Below are 18,061 nucleotides of genomic sequence, written 5' to 3'. Positions count from 1 at the left end.
GTCTCTGCGCTAATACCCAGCCGCCCGATCCACGCCTGCCGGCAATTCCCCACGCTCGCGAAAGGCCTGCACATGCCGGGCCACGATGGCGGAAGCCGTTTCGCGGCTGGTCGGCCCGGAGCAATGCGGCAAGACCGTCACGCCGGGATGCGCCCAATGCCAGCCATCGACTGGCGGTGGTTCTACCTCGAAGACATCCAGAACCGCATGTGTCAGATGCCCGGCATCAAGCGCAGCATGCAGTGCCGTATCGTCGATGATGCCCCCCCGGGCAAAGTTGATCAGCCGGGCACCTCGTGGCAGCCAGCCCAGCCGCTCGGCATCAAGCAGATGACGGGTCTGCGGCGTCAAAGGCAACAGACAGACCAGAATATCGGTCTGCGCCAGCATCTCCCGCAAACCGTCGTCACCGGCAAAGCTCTCCACGCCCTCGATCGACCTGGGGCGACGGCTCCAGCCGCAGACGCGGAAATCCGCCGCACGCAGGCGACGGGCTGCTTCCGTCCCCAGTTCGCCCATGCCCAGTATTCCGATCGTACGATGCTGCGGCATGACATAGGGCAGTTCGGCCCAGATCCGCTGTTGCTGCTGACGGGCATATTCAGGCATGTAGCGATGCAGGTACAGCGTCCAGGCCAGGACGGCCTCGGCCATGTTCGCCGCCAGTTGTGGATCGACCAGCCGCACGATATGCAGCGGACTGTCTCCCAGCGAAGCCACCAGCCGCTCGACACCGGCCCAGACACTGTGCACCCATTGCAGCGACGGCAAGGCATGCACCTGGGCAGGGTCGGGATTGGCCACGATGGCCACCGTGCAGGCATTGCGCTCCTGCTCCGACAGCGCCGAAAACGACACGATCCGCTCCTGCGGCATGGCCTGCGACAATGCCTGGATCCAGACGGCCTGCTCGGCCGGGCCCGACTGGGACAGGAAAGGAATGGGCGGGTAAGACATGCAACCTCCTGAGTCTGCTCGTCTGGTCATCATAGCCCGCCCACACCCCGGTACTCAAAAGGGGTTACCACCTATTCAGGCAAAATTGAGTGAACTGCTTCATCTCTTTCTCATCTACCATCCCCAGAATGAGGGTGGTATCGTGATACGCTGCATTGAACGCCTCGGCAGTGGTGTCGCCGGCAGCGGGTGCCAGATTCTTGGCATGGGCCAGCGCCAACGCGGCTTTCCGTTCATTGTCTGCACCACCCAACTGCTGCAACAGCGCTGCACAGAATTGCGAGTCGTTGTAATCCTGCATGAGTTTTGCGTCAGGCCTTGAGTCCCCCCAGGCCAGGGTGGGCAATCCCAGCAAGACAGCACTCGCTACCCATGTGATCTTTGGAATGGAAAATTTCATCAGTCCTCCGTGCATACCGACATGCCGACTTCCAGTTCGAAATGGCGCGGTCCCACCATCGGCACGCCTTGATGTTCAGGCATCGGTCTATCCTTGACCCGAACCTCCAGTGTGCAGTGCCCTGCACTGACCCGGTACAGATCAGGCCCGATATATTCAAGACTCTGGATGAGACTCCCGTGAGGCAAAGCCTTCATCACCCCCTGATCATCCAGGGTGGCCTTGAATTCGACGCTACGCTGGGCCCACGGAGGCAATGCCGCATAGGCATTCGCACAAGACATGCCAAGCAGCATGCCGGCTATCAATAAATTTTTCATGTTCAGTCTGTCGGATATTGACGATGTGATTGTGCAAGCGCGCACAGTCACCTGCAATCACTGAAAATGGGTAATTTTCCATAGTCATTCGATGCTGCCCACGCACTTGGGTATGATGGGGCTGTCGCTTTCTTTCATGGAGCATCGACAGGCATGCTGCGCATTTTCCAGATCCGGCCGGGCCAGGCCTTCCAAGAGCTGACCAGCCTGCCGGCTGCGCCGCCTGCCGATGGTTTCCTGTGGCTGGCAGTCGCCCGTGCCGATCTCGAACGGCGGCGCCATGCCCTGCAGGACGATATGCAGCGCACGGCAGGTCGCACACTGCTTGATCTGCACCTGGCCGATCTCGAAAATCACCAGCAACCGTCGCATTACGACTGCACGGCTGATTACGATATTCTGGTATTCAGACGCCTGGCGGATGCCATGCTCGACGACCTGCCTGCACGGCCGGCCACCGGCACCCGGCCCCAGCAGGAACCCCAGTTGCTGCCGGCCTCGGACATCCAGACTGAGCCGGTCGGCTTCGCCATCTTCGAGCGGGTGCTGCTGAGCGTGCATCCGGACAGCGCCTGCTCGACCCTGGGCGTCGCCATCGAACGTCTGTCGCTACAGGCACAGAGCGAAACCGGCCCGCATGCAACACAGACAGGCGGCGGACGTCTGCCGACCTCTGCGGCCGAACTGATGCTGCGCATGCTGGGCCTGATGGTCGATGATTTCCTGGTCCTGCGCAAAGCCATGACCACACGCCTGGACCACTGGCAACAACACCTGTTGCGCCCGAATGCCCGCTTCGGCAATTGGGAGGGCCTGCTGCAGGCACGCCAGACACTGCATCATCTCGAAAGTCTGTGCGAAGACCAACTCAGTGCCGTCAGCGGCTGGATCGAAACGCTGGAAGATCTGCCGCCGTCGTCCGACGCCAGTCGCCGCACGCACGAAATCCTGCTGGTACGCAGCCGCGACGTGGCCGAGCACATCGGTCGAGTCGCCCGCCACGTGCGCCTGCTCGAGCAAAGCGCCGAAACGGCCGTGCAGATTCATTTCACCATCCAGGGCAACCGCACCAACGATGTGATGCGCACGCTGACGGCCATCACGGCCATCTTCCTGCCGCTGGGCCTGATTGCCGACCTGTTCGGCATGGGGCTGGAGTTCCTGCCCTGGCTGCGACACGAACATGGTTTCTGGTGGACACTGGCCGTGATGTGCCTGATTTCCATTGCACTGGTCGTCTATTTTTCACACAAGCGCTATCTGTCGGCCAGTGACGCCCCGCCGCCGCGCTTGCGCGACAGGCCGGTGCCCTCACTTTCCCACCCCACCAAAGGAGTGCCCCATGGACGAAACCACGCCCCGCATGAGCAATCTGTTCCTGCAACTCGGACTGGACGCCAGTGATGCTGCCATCGCTGCCTTTATCCGGAACAACCAGTTGCCCACCAATGTCAGCATTCTGGATGCCCCCTGCTGGAGTCCGGCACAGCGCCAGTTCCTGTCCGAGCAGCTCAAGGCTGATGCGCCCTGGGCACTGATCGTCGACCAGCTCAACGAATCCATGCACGAGGATGCGACCAAGCGCAGCACCGGGCTGGATTGAGCCAGGCTTGGCGGCCTACTGACTGGTCGGCATGGCAAATTCCGCCCCCTTGGCTGTGGCCTGCGGCCAGCGTTGCATGACGGATTTCTGGCGGGTGTAGAAACGCACCCCCTCTTCTCCGTAGGCATGCATATCGCCGAACAGGCTGCGCTTCCAGCCGCCAAAGCCCTGCCAGGCCATCGGCACCGGGATCGGCACATTGATGCCCACCATGCCGACCTGGATGCGACGGCTGAACTCGCGGGCGATATGCCCATCGCGGGTATAGCAGCTCACCCCATTGCCGAACTCATGCGCGTTGATCAATTGCAGCGCCTCACCGAAATCGGCCACGCGCATGCAGGCCAGCACCGGGCCGAATATTTCCTCGCGGTAGATGCGCATCTGCGGTGTCACGTGGTCGAACAGCGTTCCCCCCAGCCAGAAGCCTGCTTCGCATCCCGGCCCGGCAGAAGCCCCCTCGAACGTGCGACCATCGACCAGCAATTGTGCCCCTTCGGCGATGCCCTGCTCGATGTAGCCGGTAATCCGCTCGCGTGCGGCCTGGGTCACGATGGGACCCATTTCCGCCTCCAAGTTTCGGCCATCGCAAATCCTGAGCGCACGGGTGCGCTCGATGAGCCTGGGCAGCACTTGCTCGGCGGTGCCTTCTCCTACGAAAACCGCCACGCTGATCGCCATACAGCGCTCGCCAGCCGAACCATAGGCAGCACCGATCAGGGCATCCACCACCTGATCCATGTCGGCATCGGGCATGACCACCAGGTGGTTCTTGGCACCGCCAAGGGCCTGCACACGCTTGCCGTGACGCGCTCCTGTCTCATAGATATGGTTGGCGATCGGTGTGGAGCCAACGAACGAGACCGCCTGCACGTCGGGATGCACCAGCAGTGCATCGACCGCCTCCTTGTCTCCCTGCACCACATTGAAAACGCCATCCGGCAATCCTGCCTGACGCAGCAGCTCAGCCATGAAAAGACTGGGGCTGGGATCGATCGGACTGGGCTTAAGCACAAAGGTATTGCCGGTCGCCAGCGCTACCGGAAACATCCACATCGGTACCATGACCGGAAAGTTGAATGGCGTGATGCCCGCCACGACACCCAGCGGCTGGCGCAGCGTCCAGTTGTCGATGCCGGTGCTGACCTGCTCGCTGAAATCCGTCTTGAGCAGTTGCGGAATGCCGCAGGCGAACTCGACGATCTCGATGCCTCGCGTGACTTCGCCCTGGGCGTCGGTAAACACCTTGCCATGCTCGGCCGTGATCATGTGCGCCAGATCGTCACGATGCGCATTGAGCAGTTCCAGAAAACGGAACAGGATGCGAGCGCGACGCAGCGGCGGCAATGCGCTCCAGGCAGGAAAAGCCGTGCGGGCAGCCGCCACGGCAGCATCGACATCTGTCGCAGACGACAGTTGTACCTGTCCTGCCACGACACCGCTGGCGGGATTGAACACCGGCTGTTGCCGGCCGCTGGAAGCGGCGGCGTGATGACCTGCGATCCAGTTGGAAATAAGTGCTGTCATGATCGAACCTCGCAGAAAAAATGGCCACAGGACTGTGTCAGCCCGAGCGATACAGTCCCCGGAAAATGCGCTTCAGTTTAGGAAGCCACCTGATTTTTGAGAAGTCCGAAAAATCGACTACATTGTTTGAAAAAACAAACAATCAACTCCCTCGACCATCGCAATACCCGACCTTGATCGTTATCGACGCTGCCTCATGTCCAAGCCCACCTCCGCACACACCGGACCTACGCCCCCGGCATCACTCGATCCGGCGCTGTGCGCCCACCCGGTCTTTTCTGACCTGCATCTGCTGACTCTGATCGGCGAAACGCGCAGCTATACCCAGACCGCACGCCGCCTCGGACTGTCCAAGGCAACGGTCAGCCAGCGCATCTCCGCCCTGGAGCGAGCGACCGGCGTCCCCCTGGTCAGGCGCACGACACGTGCCGTGACACTCACGGCGGCTGGCGTGCAACTGGTGGAGGACACCCGCCCGGCCTTTGCCCGGATAGAGCAGAGCTTTGCAGCCGTTCGTGACCTTGCCAGCCAGCCACGTGGCCTGGTACGACTGACGGCACCTGTGGCATTGGGGCGTCAGTACGTCATGCCGATGCTGGCCGATTTCCTGTCCAGGCATCCAGAGATTCGCGTCGAACTGGACCTGAACGACAGACTGGTCCATCTCGGACAGGAGGGTTTCGATTTGGCCATCCGCCACACGCATACCCCCCCGGACAGCAGCGTCGCCTGGCCCCTGTGCGACACCCGCTCGCTGCTGGTTGCCAGCCCCGACTACCTGGCACGCTGCGGCACGCCTGCCTGCCCCGAAGACCTGACCCGCCACGCCTGTCTGGTCTACCTGCGGGCGGGGCTGGCCGCATCAAGCTGGACCCTGACACGAACCCGCCGTCGCCAGCCCACCGAACAGGTCAGCATCCCGGTCTGGGGGCCCATCAAGGCCAACAACAGCGAAACCCTGCGCGACGCAGCACTGGCCGGGCTGGGCGTTGCCCTGCTGCCGGACTTCAGCGCCATGCCTGCGCTGCAGGCGGTTGTGCAGGCTGAGCCGGATGGACACCCGGCCCGTACATCGACCCTGGTCACCATCCTGCCGGATTGGGAGCCTCAGGGCTTTTTCGGTGCCCGCATCTACGCCATCCGCCCCTGGACTCCCCAGGTACCGCGTGCCGTGCAGTGCCTGGTGGAATTCCTGCGGGCCGGCTTCGCCGATGTCAGCCGCGACTGGCCAGGACGGCCACGGCCAGGCCAATCAGACATACCCCGGTAATGCGTTCCACTGCGGGCAGGATACGGGCAAACCGACTCAGTATCGCCCGGTTGCCGATCGCCAGCGCCACCAGCACATCCCAGCCCAGCACCACACCGAACATCCACAGGCCATAGCCTGCCAGCAACAGATCCGGCTGCTGCCCCAGCATGGCGGCCAGACTCACATAGAACAGCGCATTCTTGGGGTTGAGTCCCCCGGACATGAAACCCATCATGAAATTGCGCCACCAGCCTACCTGCCCCGGCAGTCCCCTTGCCGTGGACTGCCGGTCCCGAGAGACCTGCGCCACCGTATCCGGCAGCATCAGCGGCGTACGGCCGGCATGACGCAAAAACAGCCCGCCCAGATACAGCAGATACAGGCATCCCGCCCACTGTACGACTTCAAACAACAGGCTACCCGGCCGAAACACCGATACACCGCTGAAGGCAAGCACGATGAACACGGCATTGGCGACTGCCACGCCGGCACACACCCCTGCCGCCAGACGCCAGCCCTGCACCGCGGAGGTCCGCGCGATCAGGAAAAAATCCGGCCCCGGCGACAGCAACGCCAGGAAGTGCGCCACTGCCACCATCAGAAACTGCTCCATCGCCTCGCCACCCGAAATTGCAACGGATGACAGTCTGGCGCAAGGCACGCCTGCCCGTATTGAATGAAATTGCAGCCCGGACCTGTCGCACTGACCGGCCCCCGCACCGGCCCCATTCAGCGATAGCTGCCCGGTGTCACGCCGGCATGCGCCTTGAACATCCGCTGGAAGTGGCTCTGATCGGAAAAGCCCAGTTCATGGGCGACCTCGGCAATCGACCGACCCGCCCGCAGATGCGCCCTGCCCTGATTGACCCGCTCATTGAGCCACCAGGCATGCGGCGTCATCCCGGTAGCAGCACGAAAGACACGGATCAGCCGGTAGCGGCTCATCCCTGCCACCACCGCCAGATCAGCCAAAGAAACGGGCTCCTGCGCAACCTCCAGCCTCTGCATCACAGGTACCAGGATATCGGGCACTGACTGCATGGCCTGCGCCAGTGGCTCAATGGCCGCCGTGCCCACCAGTCCCTCCACCAGAAAGGCACGCAACGCCGCTTCCTTGTCCACAACCGGCGCTGCGGAAAACAGCAGGTCATTGAGTACACAGAAGCGGGCATAGCGCGCCGGATCGTTCGACAGTCCGACCCGGGTCGCAGACAGCACCTGCATATCCCCCTTCAGTGCCCCCGACATCCCCAGCAGGCGGCGCACCCAGTGATCGTCCAAATGCAGCATCTGATAGCTCCAGGTAACCCCCGGCTCGGGATTGCAGGCATGTACATGCCCAGCCGGAACGAAGACCAGCGTACCCGGCCCGATCGGTACGGTACCGACACGCTCCGCACTGAACCGGCTGCGGCCGGCATCGACCGCCCCGATCGACCAGGTCGGATGGCTGTGGGGCCGGTAGCAGGCACGGCTGTCACAGGCGCGGCGGCTTTCAACATGGGGCATGGCTGGGTCGCGCCAGAAGCGTGGGCCGCGATCATCGCCCGCATCCAGGACGTCCTGGATAGAGTCCAACACCTTTTCTCCTGCAGAATCAGGCTACAATTGCGCCTGCAATTCTATCCGGTTCATGGGTTCCCTTACCCCATTCATCAAAAAGGTCTCCAATGACTACGCTGTCCACACAACGCCAGCCTTGGCTGCTGGCGCTGCTTGTTTCGTTTCACATCCTGATCATCATCGCCAGCAACTACTTGGTGCAGTTGCCGATCACGCTGTTCGGCTTCCACAGTACCTGGGGTGCCTTCAGTTTTCCCTTCATTTTCCTGACCACCGACCTCACGGTACGACTGTTGGGAAAATCGCCGGCACGGCGTGTGATCGCCCGCGTCATGTTACCCGCCCTGGTGGCCTCCTATATCGTTTCGGTGCTGTTCCACGACGGCGTGTTCAGCGGACTGGCTGCGCTGGGCGAATTCAACAGCTTCGTATTTCGCATCGCCCTGGCCAGTTTCACGGCCTATGTACTGGGCCAGTTGATGGATATCCAGGTGTTTGACCGACTGCGCCGCCAGCATCGTGCCTGGTGGATTGCCCCCGCCGCCTCCAGCGTGGTGGGGCAGGCAGTCGATACACTGGTGTTCTTCGGCGTGGCCTTCTGGCGCAGCAGCAACCCGTTCATGGCCGAGCACTGGGTCGAGATTGCCCTGGTCGACTACGTCATCAAGCTCGCGGTCAGCCTGCTGATGTTCGTACCAATGTACGGCATCCTCCTCAACATGATCGTACGCCACCTGCAACGCAAGGCAGAACCGGTTCCGGCATGAGGTCCGGATGGGCGATGCAGCAACGCATCGCTCGGTCAGTCCACGGTTTCCGTTCACATCGTTGACAATAGCAATTATCATTCACATGAAATTTGCCTTTGCCAATTCTGTCTACTCGCCGTCGGATGAACCCCCTACCTGCCCGCACTGCCAACAACCTGCACGTCGAGGCCCTGTACCAGGCGCACCAGCCCTGGCTGAAGTCATGGCTGCTCGCACGTCTAAACCACAATGCCGATGCCGCCGATATCGCGCAGGATGTTTTCATACGCCTGCTGGTCAAGCCGGTCCCCACGCTGGACAATGCCCCGAAGGCGCGCGCCTACCTGAAGGTCATGGCGCGCAATCTGGCCACCGACCTGTGGCGCCGGCGTGAACTCGAGCAGGCCTGGCTGGAGACCCTGACTGCCCGCCCCGAAGAATACGCCCCTTCGGCCGAACACCTCGCGGGCATCATCGAGGCACTCGGTGCGCTGGATGCCATGTTGCGCAACCTGCCCCCCAAGGCCAGCCGGGTCTTCATGCTCAAGATGGCCTGCGAAATGACCGAACCTGAAATTGCAGCAGAAATCGGTATCAGTACCCGCATGGTCCGCAAGCTCTATACCCAGGCCATGTTGCACTGCATGAAACACGAACTGGGCTGCGACATGGGTCTCACGCCATGACCCCACCCAGCCACCAGGTACTCGAACAGGCGGCCCACTGGTATACGCTGCTGGAATCCGGCAGCGTCACCGAGGCGGATCGACAACACTGGCAAGACTGGCTGAATGCATCCGAACAGCACCAGGCCGCCTGGGGCTATGCACAGCGCGTCGGCCAGCAATTCTCTGCGCTGCAGGGTGCCAGTGCCCGACTGGCAGCGGACACCCATCATGCCGTCCACACCCGCCACCAGCGTCGTCGCCAGTTGCTTGGCGGCATGCTGATACTGGCCGGCAGTGGAGCCATTGGCAGCGCTGCATGGCAATATGGCAGCGTGCGCAACACCCTGCTCGCCTGGGGAGCCGACCACAGCAACGCCACGGGAGAAATTCGCCGTATCATACTGGCCGACGGCAGCGAACTCTGGCTGGGCAGCGCCAGCGCCATCGACCTGGACTTCGACCCGGTACAGCGCCGCATCGAATTGCTGCATGGCGAGGTCTTGATACAAACCGCACAAGATCCCGCGCCAGGACGCGACTCTGCCGATCGGCCTTTCATCGTGCAGACGACGCATGGTGTATTGCAGGCTCTGGGCACCCGATTCAGCGTGCAACTGGGCGATGCACGCAGCCTGCTGGCGGTATACGAAGGCGCAGTACGGATCACCCCCTGCAGCGATACGGCAAGCGTCATCGTACCAGCCGGCGAGCAAGCCTTTTTCGATACACAGGGCATCGCGCCACCACAACCAGCCGACCCCAACCGCGAAGCCTGGGCGCGCAACATTTTCATTGCGGAACGCACGCCGCTACATGAGCTGATCGCTGCTCTGCGGCGCTACCATGCCGGACATATCGGTCTGGATCCCGACATTGCCGACCTGCCGGTCCTGGGCAGCTATCCGCTGTCCGATACCGAACAGGCCCTGCGCATGCTTGAGCGCGTACTGCCTATCCGGGTACGGCAGCCACTGCCATGGTGGGTCAGCATCGGACCACGCTAAGGTCTGGCGACATTTTTTGTCCACTGCAGTTCCGCATTCCATCGCTTCGTTCGTACATATGACAAGCACACTCAACGAACGAGGCATTTCCAATGTTCCTGCCGCACTCCAGGCACCACAACAGCACGTACTTCTCCCCGACCCTGCGTACCTTCGCGCTGGGCCTGACCGCCCGACTGGCCCTGACAGGCATCGTGCTGGCGATGGTTGGCATAAATGCCCAGGAAGTCAGGGCACAAGCCCCAGACAACCGGATCGCAGCAGACATCGACACACGTAGCTATCGAATCCCGGCCGGTGCGCTCGACAGCGTGCTGGCGCGATTCCTGGCGCAGAACAGTGCCTTGCTGGGCGGCGATACACGGCTGACCCAGGGCCGGCACAGCCCAGGCCTGTCTGGCAACCACACCGTAGAAGCAGGCCTCGCGGCCTTGCTGCAAGGCACAGGGCTGGAGGCCATCCGCCAGCCGGACAACAGTTATCTGCTGCGTGAAGCATGGGAACCTTCTGCGAGCGGCCCAGGGGTCACGGCTCTGGCAGAAGTATTGGTCACGGCTGGCGGCAGCGATCGGACCGAAGGAACCGGCAGCTATACCGCCGCCCACCTCACCAGTTCTACTGCTACCCCACTTGGCCTGTCACTCAAGGACACGCCACAGAGCATCAGCGTACTGACACGCCAGCGCCTGGATGACCAGGCACTGGGCAGCGTGCGCGAAGCCCTGGTGCAAACGCCAGGCATCTCGGTCTCGGACATGGGTTCCGAACGCTACACCATCATGTCGCGTGGCTATGCGATCAATGCCTACCAGCTGGACGGCGTGCTGACCACGCTGGACATGACGACCCAGACTGTCGGCCAGAGCCTGGCCGACCTAGCCATCTACGACCGGGTCGAAGTCCTGCGCGGCGCTTCCAGCCTGTCCATTGGTGTCGGCGATCCAGCTGGTACGCTCAACCTCATCCGCAAGCGGCCGACCCGTGACTTCCAGGGCCATGTCAGTGCTGGCATCGGATCCTGGGACAAGCGCAGGATCGAAGCCGACCTGTCCGGCCCCCTCAACGATACCGGCACCCTGCGCGGCCGCGTCGTGGCAGCCCACCAGCGCAACCGGACGCATATCGATTACTTCCGGCAGGAAAAAACCGTGCTCTACGGTGTGCTGGAAGCCGATGTTGGAGCAGCCACGACCCTGAGGGCCGGCATCGACTATCAGGAAGACGATCCTCGTGGCCTGATGCTGGGTACCGGTTTCCCGCTGTTCGACAACAACGGCACCCAGACCGAGTTCACGCGCTCGACCAACTTCGCCAGCCGCTACAACACCAACCGGACACGCACCACCACACTCTTCGGCAAACTGAATCATGTATTCGTCAATGACTGGGCACTGGATATCGGGCTGTCCCATATCAAGAGTGACCGGCGCTACAGCGTAGTCGGCGGCTATACGGCAAATTCGCTGATCGGTGCATCTACCGGACTGCTGCGGCTCAACCAGGCAATCGGCCAGACCGACCAGGAACAGACCGGCATCGACATCAGGCTGGGCGGACCATTCACCCTGCTGGGCCGCCAGCATGCATTCGTCGTTGGTGCCAGCCACAACGAATTCTCCGACCTTGCTGATTATGTGTCGCAGAACACGACCAATGGCTTTCAGTTGCCTGCGTGGAATCATCAGGGTGTACCAGCCGACCATCTGCGCTACAACACCGACAGCGACACCACGATCCGGCAAAAAGGCATCTACGCAGCCGCCCGCTTCAGCCTTTCCGCCCCCCTTGCCCTTATCGTCGGCGGACGCTATGGCGAATACACCAACACCTACCGTTTCCTGAACAGAAACACGGCCTATGCCTTCAGCGAAGAATACAAGTCCAACGGTTTCTTTGCGCCCTATGTCGGCCTGACCTACGACCTGGACGAACAACATACGCTCTACGCCAGCTACACCACCATCTACGCGCCACAAATGCTGCGCGACCGCTCCGGTGCCATCCTCAAGCCACGTGAAGGCATCAACTACGAGCTGGGCGTGAAGAGTGACTGGCTGGACGGACGACTGACCAGCGCCGTGGCGATTTACCAGATCCGGCAGGACAACCTGGCACAGGCCGACGATGGCTACACCGTACCCGGCACCGACAACACGGCTGCCTACATTGCCGTCAAAGGGGCCAGGACCCAGGGGATCGACATCGAAATCAACGGCGAACTGGCGCGTGGCTGGAATATCATGGCCGGCTACACCTATGGTCAGACCAAGGACGCGAACGGCGCACGCATCGCGACGACCCTTCCCGAACACCTGGTCAAGCTCTGGACGACCTTGCGCCTGTCTGGCGACTGGCACCGGCTGACCCTGGGCGGCGGCATGACCTGGCAAAGCGCAACCTACCGCACCGGCACGCCCTGGTGGGCAGGCCGCGAGCTGACAGCCCGCCAGGGTGCATATCCCGTCGCCAGCCTGATGGCACATTACGACTTCAACGAGAATCTGTCGGCCACGCTCAACATCAACAACCTGTTCGACAGGAAATACATCAGCTCTATAGACACGACGTTCTACACCGGGATCTACGGTACGCCGAGAAACGCCACGCTGAATGTCAGGTACAAATTCTGACACCAGGATAAAGAACTCTTGCGCGTGGATGACGTGTACGATTACCTGACGGGCCCACAGGCCGGACCTCGAACAGGAATTGCCCCGTGCATATCATTCCGCGACTGGTTGCCTATACCCTTATCTGCGCACTGGTCAATTACGCTGCGCAACTTGGACAGTCCTCGGCAGGACTGATATTTTTCTGGCCGGGCAACGCCCTGGCCGCCATGCTCGCCATGCACTGGCGCAGCCGATGCATGCATGACCGTACATCGCGGCTGGGCCTCTTCATGCTGTTGTACTTCAGCGGACACTACACGGCATCGCTGCTGGTACAACAGCACATGACGGCACTGCAACAACTCTATGCCTGTCTGGTCGACACGCTGAGTATCCCGCTCTACGCTCTATATACACAACTTGTACTCCGGCATCGCCGCCATTACAGAACCTACATGCGCAGCATCCTGCTGGTCATGCCCATCACGCTGACTGCCATCACCCAGGGCATTATTGCCGGCACATTCCTGACCGGACTGATTCCCCTGGGCACTCCCGGTTTTGTCACCATCGACTGGACCAGCGAGCAGATTTTCTCCGGTCTCATCATCTCGATGCTCCTGTACGGGATACTGTCACACAAGCGCAGCATCCGTGCCCATCCACCCCGCATACCCATGCTGCTGCTGATTGTTGTGCTGGTCTGCGCGCAGGTGCTCATGGTGTTTTCGGACTGGCTCAGCCTGGTCACCATCCTGGTCCTGCCCAGTCTCATTGCGCTGATCCACCTGGGCTTTACATGGACCATCCTCATTACCGGTGGCTTCATGCTGCTGGCAGCAGCAAGCCGGATTCACTTCTATATCACTGTCTACGACTATCGCCAGGGCAACGCCCTGTTCCACGAGATCTTTTCCAACCGGTTCGACTTTGCCATGACCGCCATCCTGATCATCGTCATGGCGGAACTGATGAATCGCAACCGGCAACTGATGGCGCATATCAAGGCAAAGGCCAACACCGATCCGCTGACACGGCTCTGTAACCGGCGGGCACTCCTGCAGGCCATCAGCCGCCATTCCGGCAGGCAGAATCTCGGCATTGCCATCCTGGATGTCGACAATTTCAAAGCCATCAACGACCGTTACGGACACGATGTCGGCGATCGGGTACTCATGAAACTTTCAGAGATCCTGCGACACAGGGTGCGCAGCCAGGACCTGCCGGCGCGCTGGGGCGGCGAGGAGTTTGTGGTGATTTTTCCAGATATTCCACCAGCCTCATTTCCTGAAACCTGCCAGCGGATCATCAAAGCCATCCGGGAACAGCCTTTGATGGAAAACGACGACCCGATACCCTTCACGGTCAGCATGGGCAGTGTTTTCATTTCCAAATTCGAGGCCGGCCATTTCGAACAGGCCATCGTCTTTGCCGATGGCCTGCTTTATCAGGCCAAGCAGACCGGCAAGAACAAGGCCATTGTCGAGATGAACTATCTGCCCGAGCTTTCTGCCAGTCCGGCAGCACCATCGTCATAGCGGTCCGAGCCACCGCACAGGGCAGCCCGGACTCGCTACATCACAACCATCACGCCATCGTCATCAGGCTGGCATTGCCACCGGCTGCCGCTGTGTTGACGCTGAGGGCACGCTCGATCACCAGGCGCTCGAGCGGCACAGCCGCATCACCCGGCTGCAGATGAACGATCCCGACGATGACGCCTTCGCGTTGTGCAATCTCTGCCTGCAAGCGCTGCAGCGACTCGGTATCACCATGATGCAGGACGGCATCGAACTCGGCACGCGACGGGTCGTCGGTCAGCGTCACGCGGGCGCGAACCCCTTCCGGCAGACGCTGCAACAGGGCACGTGCCGCCACATCACGGCTGTCCCACACCATGCGGCTGCCCACCGCCAATACGGCGGCCAGTTGCGCGATCCGGTCATGGTCATCGGTCGCCACGCCGAACACGGCCGTACGCGGCAACACCGTATAGACGTTGCGCTCGCCGGTCGGGCCGGTCAGCACATAGCTGCCACCGCTGAAGAACGGCATGGGCACCTGGGCAGGTGTCAGCTCAGGATGCTGGTGCAGCCACTGCGCCAGTGCCTGTGCGGCCCCATCGGTCGCCAGCGTGGTCTCGGACGCACCGGTGTTGAACGGCCTGGACAGCACGGCATCGGGACGCTGCGCCAGCAGACGGTACAGATACAGCGGACCGCCCGCCTTGGGACCCGTGCCCGACAGTCCTTCGCCACCGAAGGGCTGCACGCCCACCACGGCCCCCACCGTATTGCGATTGACATACAGGTTACCCACGTGGGCTGCCCCCACCACATGCTCGATGGTTTCATCGATACGGGTATGCAGGCCCATGGTCAGGCCATAGCCGGTCTCGCGAATCTGCTTCAGGATGCTGTCGAGCTGGTCGCGGCGATAGCGCACGAAGTGCAGCACCGGCCCAAATACTTCCCGCGTCAGGTCGGACAGGTCGGGCAGTTCGATCAGGGTCGGCGGCACATAGGTACCACCCGCCATCACCGGCTTGCGGGCAACCTCGCCGCCCAGCGACAACTGGTGCACCTTGCGGCCCTTGGCGCGCAGTTGCGCGACGTGCTCGTCGATGGTCCGCTGTGCGCGTGCATCGATGACCGGACCGATATCATTGGCAAGCTGCACCGGATTACCCAGGCGCAACTCTTCCATGGCTCCCTTGAGCATGGTCAGTACACGGTCGGCGGCATCTTCCTGGACGCACAGCACACGCAATGCCGAGCAACGCTGGCCGGCGCTGTCAAAGGCCGAAACCAGTACATCCTGAACGACCTGCTCGGTCAGCGCCGACGAGTCCACGATCATGGCGTTCTGGCCACCGGTTTCGGCAATCAGCGGCACCGGCTGACCATGTGCGCCCAGGCGCTGCGCCAGCGTCTGCTGCAGGCCACGCGCCACTTCGGTCGAACCGGTAAACATCACACCCTGCACGCGAGCATCGCCAATCAATTGCGCACCCAGCACGCGGCCACGCCCCGGCAGCAACTGCACGGCCGCCTTGGGAACACCCGCCTGCCAAAGGATACGCACGGCCTGCGCAGCAATCAGCGGCGTCTGTTCGGACGGCTTGGCCAGCACGGTATTGCCGGCCACCAGGGCCGCCGCCACCTGACCCGTGAAAATCGCCAGCGGGAAGTTCCACGGGCTGATGCAGACCACCGGGCCCAATGGCCGGTGCGATTCATTGTCGAACTGGCTGCGCGCCTGTGCAGCGTAATAACGCAGGAAATCGACCGCCTCACGCACCTCGGCAATCGCGTTGGCGTAGGTCTTGCCCGCTTCGCGCACCAGGATACCCATCAGCGGCTGCAGTTCGGCTTCCATCTGGTCGGCGGCACGCTCCAGCATGGCGGCACGCTCGGACGGCGACACGGCCGCCCATTGCGGGAAAAAGTCGGCGGCGGCCTGCAAGGCCGCATCGGCTTCCTGCGGACTGGTCTTGCGTGCCGTCCCGACCTGATCGGCATGGTCTGCCGGGTTCAGCACCGGTTCGGGCTGCTGCTCGCCCGGCACCTCTTCAACCGCGATCATCGGACCGATGGCCAGCGTCGCCGTGGCCGCCTGGCGCAGCGTACCGATCAGGGCTTCCAATTGTTGGTCATTGGCCAGGTCCAGGCCGCCGGAATTGACACGTGCCGTACCGTACAGATCGACCGGCAGCGGGATGCCCTTGTGCGGCAGACCGATCCGGCCTTCTTCGCGGCCCATGGCCTCGATCAGTGACACGGGGTCCTGCACCAGATCTTCCAGAGCAATGTCCTGATCGGCAATGCGGTTGACGAAGGAGGTGTTTGCACCGTTTTCCAGCAGGCGACGCACCAGGTAGGCCAGCAGCGTTTCGTGCGTGCCGACCGGTGCGTAGATGCGGCAGGGTCGTCCCAGCTTGCCTTCGGCTACCGGGCCGACTACCTGCTCGTACAGCGGCTCGCCCATGCCATGCAGGCACTGGAACTCGAATTGCCCACTGTAGTAGCTCGACGGGCCCGCCAGTTCGTAAATCGTGGCCAGTGTCTGGGCGTTGTGGGTGGCAAACTGCGGATAGATCAGCTCCGGCACGGCCAGCAGCTTGCGGGCGCAGGCCACATAGGACAGATCCGTATAGGGCTTGCGGGTGTAGACCGGATAACCGTCCATGCCGTCGAGCTGGGCACGCTTGATCTCGCTGTCCCAGTAGGCTCCCTTGACCAGGCGAATCATCAGCCGTTGGCCGCTGCGGCGGGCCAGGTCGATCACATAATCGATCACGAACGGGCAGCGCTTCTGGTAGGCCTGGATCACGAAACCGATGCCTTTCCAGCCCTTGAGATCGGGTTCGAAGCACAGGCGCTCAAGCAGATCGAGCGAGATTTCGAGGCGATCGGCTTCCTCGGCATCGATGTTCAGGCCGATATCGTATTGCTTGGACAGCCGCGCCAGCTTCAGAACCACCGGATACAGTTCATTCTGCACGCGCTCGACCTGGGCACGGCTGTAGCGTGGATGCAGCGCCGACAACTTGATCGAAATGCCGGGGCCTTCATAGACCCCCCGGCCATTGGAGGCCTTGCCGATGGCATGGATGGCCTGCTCGTAGTCGTTGTAGTAGCGCTGCGCATCGGCAGCGGTCAGGGCGGCCTCGCCCAGCATGTCATACGAATAGCGGAAACCCTGCGCCTCCAGCGACTGCGCGTGGCGCAATGCCTCGGGCATGTTCTCGCCGGTCACGAACTGTTCACCCATCATGCGCATGGCCATGTCCACGCCCTTGCGGATCAGCGGTTCGCCACCACGGGCGATCAGACGACCCAGCGAGGCACTCAGCCCCTGCTCGCTGTGGGTGGCGACCAGCTTGCCGGTCAGCATCAACCCCCAGGCCGCCGCGTTGACGAACATCGACGGACTCTGGCCGACGTGCTCTTTCCAGTTGCCATGGCTGATCTTGTCGCGGATCAATGCATCGCGTGTGGCCCGGTCGGGAATGCGCAGCAGCGCTTCGGCCAGGCACATCAGGGCGATCCCCTCCTGCGACGACAGGGCGAATTCCTGCAACAACCCCTGCACCAGCCCTGCCTTGCCCGAGGCCGTCTTGCGCTGGCGCAGCGCCTGCGCCACGCGCAGGGCCAATGCCTGGGCCCGTTCGGCCACATCGGCCGGCAGCCGTGCCTGCTCCAGCAACCAGGGCACGGCCTCCGTCTCGGGACGGCGCCAGGCACGCGTGATCGCGGCACGCAGCGCCGACTGCGGCACCAGGGGAGTCACATCATCGAAAACGCCTGCACCAGCCGGCTGCTGCTGTGCGGGAGAAAGAGGAGTCGGGTTGAGCATGAATTGATCCATCGTCAATAAAAAGGCAACGTCTGCCTCATGATCGCG

General features: G+C 62.1%; 15 protein-coding genes. 8 read left to right on the top strand and 7 right to left on the bottom strand.

All coding sequences use genetic code 11. The annotated features are described in order from the left end of the window. Nucleotides 1-9: 9 nt before the first annotated feature. From DD235_RS10880 to DD235_RS10870, 3 genes are all read right to left on the bottom strand, one after another. Nucleotides 10-957, bottom strand: coding sequence for a 2-hydroxyacid dehydrogenase (locus DD235_RS10880; RefSeq protein ID WP_109062106.1), 948 nt, complete (start codon nt 955-957; stop codon nt 10-12). A gap of 64 nt (nt 958-1,021) precedes the next feature. Continuing rightward, nucleotides 1,022-1,357: a hypothetical protein gene (locus DD235_RS10875; protein WP_109062105.1), complete on the bottom strand. Its 336-nt coding sequence runs from the start codon at nt 1,355-1,357 to the stop codon at nt 1,022-1,024. Further along, entirely contained in the window at nt 1,357-1,677 is a 321-nt protein-coding gene (locus tag DD235_RS10870; protein WP_146193495.1) for a hypothetical protein, read from the bottom strand. The genes DD235_RS10875 and DD235_RS10870 overlap by 1 nt, the downstream gene beginning before the upstream one ends. 153 nt (nt 1,678-1,830) lie before the next feature. Here DD235_RS10870 and DD235_RS10865 point away from each other — a divergent pair, with 153 nt between their 5' ends. After that, the gene (locus DD235_RS10865; protein WP_109062103.1) at nt 1,831-3,081 is read left to right on the top strand and encodes a magnesium transporter CorA family protein; all 1,251 of its coding nucleotides are present in this window, start codon (nt 1,831-1,833) and stop codon (nt 3,079-3,081) included. After that, nucleotides 3,020-3,280, top strand: coding sequence for a DUF2789 domain-containing protein (locus tag DD235_RS10860; protein WP_109062102.1), 261 nt, complete (start codon nt 3,020-3,022; stop codon nt 3,278-3,280). The genes DD235_RS10865 and DD235_RS10860 overlap by 62 nt, the downstream gene beginning before the upstream one ends. A 15-nt stretch (nt 3,281-3,295) precedes the next feature. Here the strand turns inward: DD235_RS10860 and DD235_RS10855 are convergent, their stop codons facing one another. Next, nucleotides 3,296-4,807 carry a CoA-acylating methylmalonate-semialdehyde dehydrogenase gene (locus tag DD235_RS10855; protein WP_193519590.1) on the bottom strand — a complete coding sequence of 504 codons (1,512 nt, stop codon included), beginning with the start codon at nt 4,805-4,807 and terminating at the stop codon, nt 3,296-3,298. Between the two features lie 196 nt (nt 4,808-5,003). Between DD235_RS10855 and DD235_RS10850 the strand changes: the two genes are divergently transcribed. Then, nucleotides 5,004-6,077 carry a LysR family transcriptional regulator gene (locus DD235_RS10850; RefSeq protein ID WP_109062100.1) on the top strand — a complete coding sequence of 358 codons (1,074 nt, stop codon included), beginning with the start codon at nt 5,004-5,006 and terminating at the stop codon, nt 6,075-6,077. On the opposite strand, the gene DD235_RS10845 is transcribed toward DD235_RS10850, so the two are convergent. Then, nucleotides 6,022-6,672: a LysE family translocator gene (locus DD235_RS10845; protein ID WP_109062099.1), complete on the bottom strand. Its 651-nt coding sequence runs from the start codon at nt 6,670-6,672 to the stop codon at nt 6,022-6,024. The two genes, DD235_RS10850 and DD235_RS10845, sit on opposite strands and share 56 nt — an antisense overlap. A gap of 116 nt (nt 6,673-6,788) precedes the next feature. Then, a complete protein-coding gene (locus DD235_RS10840) occupies nt 6,789-7,568 on the bottom strand; it encodes an AraC family transcriptional regulator (RefSeq protein WP_193519598.1) in 780 nt (259 codons plus the stop codon). Between the two features lie 161 nt (nt 7,569-7,729). Between DD235_RS10840 and DD235_RS10835 the strand changes: the two genes are divergently transcribed. The 5 genes from DD235_RS10835 (at nt 7,730) to DD235_RS10815 (ending at nt 14,193) form a co-directional block, all read left to right on the top strand. Continuing rightward, nucleotides 7,730-8,389, top strand: coding sequence for a 7-cyano-7-deazaguanine/7-aminomethyl-7-deazaguanine transporter (locus DD235_RS10835; protein ID WP_109062098.1), 660 nt, complete (start codon nt 7,730-7,732; stop codon nt 8,387-8,389). Nucleotides 8,390-8,514: 125 nt separating this feature from the next. Beyond that, a complete protein-coding gene (locus DD235_RS10830) occupies nt 8,515-9,057 on the top strand; it encodes a sigma-70 family RNA polymerase sigma factor (RefSeq protein ID WP_109062097.1) in 543 nt (180 codons plus the stop codon). Beyond that, nucleotides 9,054-10,043, top strand: coding sequence for a FecR domain-containing protein (locus tag DD235_RS10825; RefSeq protein WP_109062096.1), 990 nt, complete (start codon nt 9,054-9,056; stop codon nt 10,041-10,043). Before DD235_RS10830 ends, DD235_RS10825 begins: the two co-directional genes overlap by 4 nt. A gap of 92 nt (nt 10,044-10,135) precedes the next feature. Continuing rightward, nucleotides 10,136-12,673 (top strand): TonB-dependent siderophore receptor, encoded by a 2,538-nt coding sequence (locus DD235_RS10820; protein WP_109062095.1) that lies wholly within the window; start codon nt 10,136-10,138, stop codon nt 12,671-12,673. A gap of 86 nt (nt 12,674-12,759) precedes the next feature. Beyond that, nucleotides 12,760-14,193 carry a GGDEF domain-containing protein gene (locus tag DD235_RS10815; RefSeq protein WP_109062094.1) on the top strand — a complete coding sequence of 478 codons (1,434 nt, stop codon included), beginning with the start codon at nt 12,760-12,762 and terminating at the stop codon, nt 14,191-14,193. Nucleotides 14,194-14,242: 49 nt separating this feature from the next. Here DD235_RS10815 and putA read toward each other — a convergent pair whose 3' ends face one another. After that, nucleotides 14,243-18,013, bottom strand: coding sequence for a trifunctional transcriptional regulator/proline dehydrogenase/L-glutamate gamma-semialdehyde dehydrogenase (gene putA, locus DD235_RS10810; RefSeq protein ID WP_204524235.1), 3,771 nt, complete (start codon nt 18,011-18,013; stop codon nt 14,243-14,245). Between the last annotated feature and the right edge of the window lie 48 nt (nt 18,014-18,061).

This window comes from Corticimicrobacter populi (assembly GCF_003123725.1).
GTDB lineage: Bacteria > Pseudomonadota > Gammaproteobacteria > Burkholderiales > Burkholderiaceae_B > Corticimicrobacter > Corticimicrobacter populi.
Note: the sequence above shows the minus strand (reverse complement) of the source record. Positions and strands in the feature narration are given on the sequence as shown.

Coding starts and splice junctions, on each gene's coding strand:
- DD235_RS10880 (WP_109062106.1), bottom strand. CDS start 957: ATGTCTTACCCGCCCATTCCTTTCCTGTCCCAGTCGGGCCCGGCCGAG.
- DD235_RS10875 (WP_109062105.1), bottom strand. CDS start 1,357: ATGAAATTTTCCATTCCAAAGATCACATGGGTAGCGAGTGCTGTCTTG.
- DD235_RS10870 (WP_146193495.1), bottom strand. CDS start 1,677: ATGAAAAATTTATTGATAGCCGGCATGCTGCTTGGCATGTCTTGTGCG.
- DD235_RS10865 (WP_109062103.1), top strand. CDS start 1,831: ATGCTGCGCATTTTCCAGATCCGGCCGGGCCAGGCCTTCCAAGAGCTG.
- DD235_RS10860 (WP_109062102.1), top strand. CDS start 3,020: ATGGACGAAACCACGCCCCGCATGAGCAATCTGTTCCTGCAACTCGGA.
- DD235_RS10855 (WP_193519590.1), bottom strand. CDS start 4,807: ATGACAGCACTTATTTCCAACTGGATCGCAGGTCATCACGCCGCCGCT.
- DD235_RS10850 (WP_109062100.1), top strand. CDS start 5,004: ATGTCCAAGCCCACCTCCGCACACACCGGACCTACGCCCCCGGCATCA.
- DD235_RS10845 (WP_109062099.1), bottom strand. CDS start 6,672: ATGGAGCAGTTTCTGATGGTGGCAGTGGCGCACTTCCTGGCGTTGCTG.
- DD235_RS10840 (WP_193519598.1), bottom strand. CDS start 7,568: ATGCCCCATGTTGAAAGCCGCCGCGCCTGTGACAGCCGTGCCTGCTAC.
- DD235_RS10835 (WP_109062098.1), top strand. CDS start 7,730: ATGACTACGCTGTCCACACAACGCCAGCCTTGGCTGCTGGCGCTGCTT.
- DD235_RS10830 (WP_109062097.1), top strand. CDS start 8,515: ATGAACCCCCTACCTGCCCGCACTGCCAACAACCTGCACGTCGAGGCC.
- DD235_RS10825 (WP_109062096.1), top strand. CDS start 9,054: ATGACCCCACCCAGCCACCAGGTACTCGAACAGGCGGCCCACTGGTAT.
- DD235_RS10820 (WP_109062095.1), top strand. CDS start 10,136: ATGTTCCTGCCGCACTCCAGGCACCACAACAGCACGTACTTCTCCCCG.
- putA (WP_204524235.1), bottom strand. CDS start 18,013: ATGCTCAACCCGACTCCTCTTTCTCCCGCACAGCAGCAGCCGGCTGGT.